General features: G+C 49.2%; 4 protein-coding genes and 1 tRNA gene. 3 read left to right on the forward strand and 2 right to left on the reverse strand.

Translation table 11 applies throughout. From position 1 onward, the window contains the following. Positions 1–10 precede the first annotated feature (10 nt). A tRNA-Leu gene (locus tag WCG50_RS16130) sits at positions 11–95 on the forward strand. Between the two features lie 1,004 nt (positions 96–1,099). Next, a complete protein-coding gene (locus WCG50_RS16135; protein ID WP_336900619.1) occupies positions 1,100–1,588 on the forward strand; it encodes a hypothetical protein in 489 nt (162 codons plus the stop codon). 122 nt (positions 1,589–1,710) lie between these two features. Here the strand turns inward: WCG50_RS16135 and WCG50_RS16140 are convergent, their stop codons facing one another. Then, the gene (locus tag WCG50_RS16140; protein ID WP_336900620.1) at positions 1,711–2,556 is read right to left on the reverse strand and encodes a hypothetical protein; all 846 of its coding nucleotides are present in this window, start codon (positions 2,554–2,556) and stop codon (positions 1,711–1,713) included. An 820-nt stretch (positions 2,557–3,376) separates the two neighbouring features. Here WCG50_RS16140 and WCG50_RS16145 point away from each other — a divergent pair. Further along, positions 3,377–4,207 carry a hypothetical protein gene (locus tag WCG50_RS16145; protein ID WP_336900621.1) on the forward strand — a complete coding sequence of 277 codons (831 nt, stop codon included), beginning with the start codon at positions 3,377–3,379 and terminating at the stop codon, positions 4,205–4,207. A gap of 265 nt (positions 4,208–4,472) precedes the next feature. Here the strand turns inward: WCG50_RS16145 and WCG50_RS16150 are convergent, their stop codons facing one another. Beyond that, positions 4,473–7,064 carry a hypothetical protein gene (locus tag WCG50_RS16150; protein ID WP_336900622.1) on the reverse strand — a complete coding sequence of 864 codons (2,592 nt, stop codon included), beginning with the start codon at positions 7,062–7,064 and terminating at the stop codon, positions 4,473–4,475. Positions 7,065–7,176: the final 112 nt, after the last annotated feature.

Below are 7,176 nucleotides of genomic sequence, written 5' to 3' on the forward strand. Positions count from 1 at the left end.
CACAGAATCCGCCCGGGTGGTGAAATTGGTAGACGCAGGGGACTCAAAATCCCCCGCCGAAAGGCGTGCCGGTTCGATTCCGGCCCCGGGCACCACTATTTACAAGGCCTCGCTGCTATTCATTTGGTAGCGAGGCTTTTTAATAGGCGCATGTATAGGTACATCGTAGGCGCATTGATTTCTTTAAATCACTTGCACGCATTCATTTTGGCGCTTGATTGAATTAGTTTTCTGTTCAAAAAATGGAACATGCACTTTCTTCCATGCCGCTGGCTTGCGAAATACTTGCTCAAAGAAATAATAATTTTGGCTGAGGTTAATCATCAATCATCATGATGCCAAGACCCGCTATAGAGCCGGTACTTCAAAAATCTCACCGTCAGCCAACGACTAGAAGCAAGTCCAAACGGGTGTCAACTTCTGTGCAACAGAACGATTTTCACCGTCGAGGTTTCATAAAACTGTCACTCAATCGGCGGCATCCCATTCGTATTGCCGACGCTGGTGGCGGAAAAGTTTGAGACAGGTCTGCAGCGTAACCGGCCAAAGAGTTTCGTGTGGCACGGGTACTTGACGACCAACAGCGTGTGCGCCTGGGTGGCAGCTTTCAGGTAGCAGGAAATTTTTACAGACTTCGACAACGTCGCGATTCAATCAATGGAGTGAATCTGTTCGCCATGACCTTTTTGACCTACTCCGGTCTTTAGATAGGACAGTGCGGGATTCTTGCGCATAAGTGCGGATGACGAGCGTCACCACAGCGTCTAGACAAGTGGCTAAGGGAATGGGGAACTTGTGGGTCAAAAGCATATTGGCGTGCGATATATGGACATGTGGATGAAAGATGCCAGTCTTGCACGCCCGAGAGTCCTATCGGGGTCGAAATGAACTTTTAACACCCAATTGATTTGAGGTTTTTCTACGTCCCTAAAAAATGCACATTGCCACAGATCCATCCATCATCAAGCTCCACCACCATCGAATATAGTGCTCCATTTTTTTCGGGAGACTTTGATTTTGCCGATTTTGGAACTCTCCCCCACTTTATCCATATCGAAATCAACAATCCACCACACCGCAACAACCAAGGAGACGGATTTTGAACACAAACAGAGCTTCGATTAACGAGCAGTACAGCATGGTTTCTGTCATGAAACCAGAAACAACGGAACCACTCGTAATTGTCAATTCAGGACAACTGATTGCGCAAACCAATTACTGGGACTCTGAGATGGCCCTCAATGGATTCATCTACCTTTCCTGGAATGCAGGAGTGGCTCGTATTCTTGTTCCAGACAAACTCAATAGTTACGTCAGAGAAATGAGGACTGGGAAGTACTGCATCCTCTCCCAAGGACCATGGCTGGCAACTGACAATTTTTCAATGGAGTTACTGTTTGAAGACAAAACAAGTTGTCCGTTTAGCGTACAGATATCACCAGGTCAAACGGATCGAGTCAACGCTTGTGCTCACAAAGATGAGGGGTTCTTCGTCACTGTATGGACCAGAGACGGAATGCAACTTCGTATGCCTGCAAAGTTTCGAAAAGTGGATGCGCTACCCTTCCTTCTCCCTTGGGCACATTAGATTTATTCATACTGTGCAATGGCTTGCTTGTGCTGCAGGCGATAGGCAAGGTTGATGTCATGTTGGCCCCGGTAGCAGCCCATTCTGCTACCTGCTACCTGCTACCTGCTACCTGCTACCTGCTACCGAGAGATTAGGGCAAACAAATTAAAAATAAGGTAAATGCGTTTTAACTTAGCTGCCTTGGCAATTGGATCCGCAGGTGGCCCTGGAAGAAATGGATACAAAGCCGCCGATTTTTCTGACCATTGGTCTTCATCAATCGCGACCATCTCTATGGCCGTCAGGTATTGTTCGGCAATCGACTTGGCTGTAGCCAAAATAGTATTGAGTTTGGCTTCAATATCTTTTTGTCTTTGTGAGACCAATACATCCGAAACTAGCAGAAAGTCTGGGTAAGTCATTTCTTTCATCAATGCAAGTTCAGCAGAAACCGAAGCTAGTTCCTTTCCCTTCTGGATTAATAGCTCCCTCCAAGTCGCGATATTACGAATTGGATCGTATGCATATGCCCATTTCAATCCATCTGCTACTGCCTGCGCAACCGTTAAAGCGTTGTTAGGATGACTCTGCACTGCCCAGCGTTTAAGCACCGATCGCAGGCAGTATTCCAACGCACGGTTAAAGGCTTCCACCGTTGGCATTCCGACGTGACTCCTCTGCGCGGGGATCACTGTGCGGTTGATCGGTTGACGCTGCGCCTCCAACTGAAATCTCAGCTTTTCCATGTTCACCGGCAACTTAACATTTAAGTACCTAGCATCAATTGCTTCTACCAATTTTTCAAGGATAGCAGGAGTCGATATCGACGATCGCCATTCGCGGTATGTTTTTGGATCGATACCGAGTTCAGATGCCATGTCGGGATCAGACCAACCGTTCTGAATTTGATCCTGCAAAACAATTCCCATAAAATTAACGAATGGCAACGACTTTCGGTCACGGTCTTCCCAAAAAACACTAGGCATATATTCAACTTCCTTATTAACTTTGTTAACTCATCGGATAGGGTGACTTTGGCCCACGCGATTTCAAAACACCCCTATTTTCGTCATAAAAGTGCCCAATCAAACCTTCGTAATAACATTGGGAATCCAATGCTCGTTTGAACGCCAGCCTCTTGCGCGCGCCTCGTTGATGTAGGCTCGCAGGTACGCATTCAACTGCAAGTTGCATGGCATCTCGTGGCGCTTGCCACCTTTCTCCCACAATCGGATCCAAGTCTGCTTCCCCTAACCAACATCAATCACAGGGACCCAACTGAGCACGGATGCCGGAAAATATAATTATCGAAATTCTGGCATGGATCAAGCCCCATGTATCTCTTACTTACTTAAGAAATCATCCTGAAGCCAAGACCCGCTGTAAAACAGCGCAGTTACTTTGAGAATCCCGCTATCAAGACCATGGTGCGTCATTGCTTGTAACTGCTAATCGTCAGTTTTGGATGAGTCCAATTGAGGTGCGAAATCGCCATGGACGATGGGCAAGCAGCCAATCAAGCTGACCCAGCGTCCGACTCTAGAAGACCCTCAGCCGACAGCTACCTTGCCGATCTGCCTTCCAGATAGCCGACACTGAGCGTCACGATTTGGCGGACAACAACAGTAGAAACGATTGGGCGTTAAGTGAGGCCGCAGCCAGCGCCATGGCTGCATTTATTTTTGTAAGGCTAAATATTGTGTTATTTCTCAAAATCTCTCTGCTAATTCCACTGCATTCAGCGATGTAGCTTGGGGCGGCAAACACGTTCAGAAGCATGACAAGGAATAAAAAATAAAATTTCGTATGAAAATAATAGTCGTTGCCGTTGCAGCAGTTTTAACCGCTTGTGGAGGCGGCGGTGGTACACCAGGAATTCCACCGGGCACTGGCAACAGCGGCACTCCGCTTACAGTCAATGGCATATATACGGCCAGCGCGGTAACCAAATCGTACACAGTCACCTACTCCGTACTAGCGAGTGGGGAGAACTATGGCTTTGTTAGCCAAAGCGGCCCGCTGGGTCTGGTGCACGGAACCGCTACTGGGACGGGTTTTTCCATCCAGTCAATCAACCTCAGCTGCTACAACTTCCAAGGGTCCACCGGTGGCACCCTCACCGATGGCGGCACACTGTCGGCGAGCTTTGGTGCCAGTAACAGCATTACCGCATCGATGGGTGGGTCATCACCCGGTTCTCTGGTCGCACCACAGGCTCCGTATTCCAGCCTGGACCCACGTTCACTGTATAACTTGCCGCTGTCTCTTGTACAGCTTGCCGGGACCTATAGCGGTACAGTCTACAGTGCTGGCGCGAGTCTGGGTTATGCGACGCCGTTTACGGGTCTCAGCATTAATTCAAACGACACCTTCAGCGTGGGTCTTGGTAACTGCCAAGGCAATGGAACTTTGACCCCAGCCGCCTCCGGCATGGGTATATACGGTGCAACGATATCTATCAGCGGCGCGAGTTGCAGCCTAGCTGGTCAGACGGCATCTGGCATCGCTACGCCAACGGTTTCCACTGTCAACGGCTCCGGTACGGCCACCTCACTTGGCCTGCTACTACAACTCCTAATTAGTAACGGTATCGCCACGCTAGCGCTGTCGGCAGGGCGCTATTCAAGAAGTAACTAAAAATCACGTGATGAAACGCTATTGGATGATAACGTTTCATCACCATCACTGAAGAACTGGCGTTACGCAACGCCAGCTTCGTCTAACTTTCGTTGATCTCTTGACGAATCAATTCCATCCAATGGGCCTGAATGTTGGCATCGTTCATTTCAATCCGCCACTTCCAGCGCCGTCGGGTGGCGTTCCTACACTGCATACCGTCAAGGCCGGGTCACCCAATTAAGGAACCTACCCGGCTCTAGCGGCTCATGCAGTCAAGCACGTATCAATTTGCTGGTACAAATGTCCCATAGTCGTATGTACCAAAGATCACTTGATTAGCAGGTAATATTTGCAAACTGGAGCTTGTGGCAAATGGTCTGCTGCCTGTGCAGAGGTCACTTGTGACCCATGACACTTGTCCGGTCAACGTCAGGTCTGGATGCAATGTATAGGTAAACAGCTGATTGTTCGTAGCTGATATCCATCTAAATGTCCGCTCTTTTCCATCAGGTACAAGGGTAATACTCAAAGTCTGTGAAGAACTTGGTGAACTCAGTGTGTAGGTGTCTGCTGCAGCCTCCGCAACGACGTTAATAAGATAGGTTGCGGCGGCGACCTGTCCACACCCTGGTGGTCCGCTGGTTATTGTTGCCGGCAAATCGATACTCATCGTCCCAGGGGGCACGTTGATGCGGACTATGCTAGTGACCGGTAATTGGTTGACCATACTCAGCGTGTAGTTGCCTGCAGTACCATGACTGATGTTTGTGGAGATGCTGACGTCATAACTATTCCCCAAGGGGAATACTACGGGCCCCAAAGCCGTTGGCGAGCCCGTCAGCAAAGCAGTTTTACTGCCAGGCGGACTGATGGTCACAAATTGTTTAGCCAAGAATCCCGCTGAAAAACCGGCTGGGGAGCTTTCAGACCACAAGGGCGCAGTCGGCCCGCTGGGCGCATTGAGTACCATTTTTATTGGCGCAACTATGCCCAGATGGTGCAGATCCGGCCCGTAGGAAATTTGTTGTGAGAACTGGGACTTGTCAATTTCCAGTTTGGCGGGCGTGACCGTGACCGACTTATGGCCAAATAAGTAGTCCCCAAATGGGCGGATACTTGAGTAGTTCCCATTTTTGTCTGCGGGTAAGTAAGATCGCTCCAATGCCAGGGATTGGGCACTCTTAAAAGGACCCCCTGTTGCACCGAAGATCACTTGTAGAGACTGGTCTGTTCCCATTCGATAAAACGTAAAGTCACTTCCCGGGTATGTATTACTCTGTGCAAAAATTGGATTTGGCGTCGATTGGGGGACGTTTCTATATCGCATGATCCAACCGGCTGTAGCATTGTCCAATTGAGTAGCATTAAGGGCACATATACCCAAATTGTCAGTCAAACAGAGGGCTGAGTTAGGCTGACCATACCCGGTGTTGTAAAGCAGCATGTTGTCAACCTGAATCTGACCGAGAAAGTTGTGGTACTGGGCGCCGCTATAGAAGTCGTCTTGTAGTCCACTGGCGTAAATGACTGAATCTCTCCACAAGCTGGCCAACGCATCGCCAGAAAATGAGGTCCCGATCGTGCTTGCTGCAATGACATCCAAACCTACAAATGTCGATCCATAAGTTGCGGTCGAACTCGTGTTCAACGCATTCGACACTGTAAATTCACCGGTAACCAGATTTCCATTGATAGTCACTGCCGGTATTGTTGGATCCTTGATGAGGTCACAGCCGTCGTTGAAGCAATACCCATAAGGAAAATTAGAATCTGCAATTGAAAAATTCCAGTTTCCGTTGACGTCCCGGTTGGCCGCATACGCTAAAACCGCATGCCCATTTTGACCCTCATTTACCATAAGTGCGACGGGGGCCTGCGTGGACTGCAACTGCAATATTGTCTGGACCATCCAACTTGCCCGTAAGGCCGTCATACCCGCATACACGCTATTGGCAACAGCCATGATGTTTGTCCCGACGGGAAAAGTCGCAACAGTTTGGGCCTGCACAAGTTCGGCCTGCCACGCGGCATTTTGTTGATCGATGTTAGCCATTGCGATAGAACTCGCAAATATCGCAATATCATCACCGAACTGATTTTTAGAATTTGCAACTGCAGAGTCCGGACGTATGCCACTTGCGTATCCAAGCATTCGCTGACCGTAATACCATTGCTGCAGCACGGTAATGCCGACGCAATCCCCAATCGTACTCTTATAGGTTCCAAAATTGATGGGGCGAATTTCGTCGAGTGTTCTATCGAATGGTGTGGTGATGGCAGCAGGCAGGCTTTGTATTTCTTTGAACGCCACCGCCACATACCCACTGAAATGCGCAGTCAAGAAAGTGACCGTACCTTTTACCGGATCGTAGCCAATCACCTGTACCCCTTCGTATTTTTTGGTGCCCGGATTCCAGTAAAGCACCGTCGGCTCGTTGGGCGACAGGGTTTTATCGTAGGGCAGCGAGATGGCCATGGGCAACTTGATCGTCGTGCCCGATGAAATCGAAAAGTCGAACATGCTGGAAGTGAAGACAATGCCAGCAGCGACCGCATTACTTGACAACGGGGGCGGCTGCTTATTGACTTGCACTGAAATCACGGCATCGGAAGTGCTTAGTGCGCCTGCTGTGATATTTAATCCTAACCCCTTTGCCGCACTGGTCGAATCCGTATTGACGTAAGTGAAGTTAGTGGCGGCCAACATGGTCACAGGAATTTTTGTGGTAGCGGGAGTTGCTCCACCACCACTGTCTCCGCCTCCACCGCCGCAGCCGGTCAGCGCGAAAAATGCCAAAAATGCAGTGGCTAAATACTGCGTAACCAGTCTTCGCTTGTTGGAAGATGCCTGATGATCGGATGGGGTAGTGCTCATTAAAAATACTTCCAGGTCAGAGGGAGACGTAATTATTTTGACCCAAGTCATAAAAATAGTTGAACGAAACCGCTGACGCGGTGGTTGTCTCACACAGAACTGGCGCAGCCGT

The organism is Rhodoferax sp., assembly GCF_037143375.1.
Classification (GTDB): Bacteria; Pseudomonadota; Gammaproteobacteria; order Burkholderiales; family Burkholderiaceae_C; genus Rhodoferax.

Excerpts from the sequence above, each read along its gene's own strand:
- WCG50_RS16140 (WP_336900620.1), bottom strand. The coding sequence starts at position 2,556 with ATGCCTAGTGTTTTTTGGGAAGACCGTGACCGAAAGTCGTTGCCATTC.
- WCG50_RS16145 (WP_336900621.1), top strand. The coding sequence starts at position 3,377 with ATGAAAATAATAGTCGTTGCCGTTGCAGCAGTTTTAACCGCTTGTGGA.
- WCG50_RS16150 (WP_336900622.1), bottom strand. The coding sequence starts at position 7,064 with ATGAGCACTACCCCATCCGATCATCAGGCATCTTCCAACAAGCGAAGA.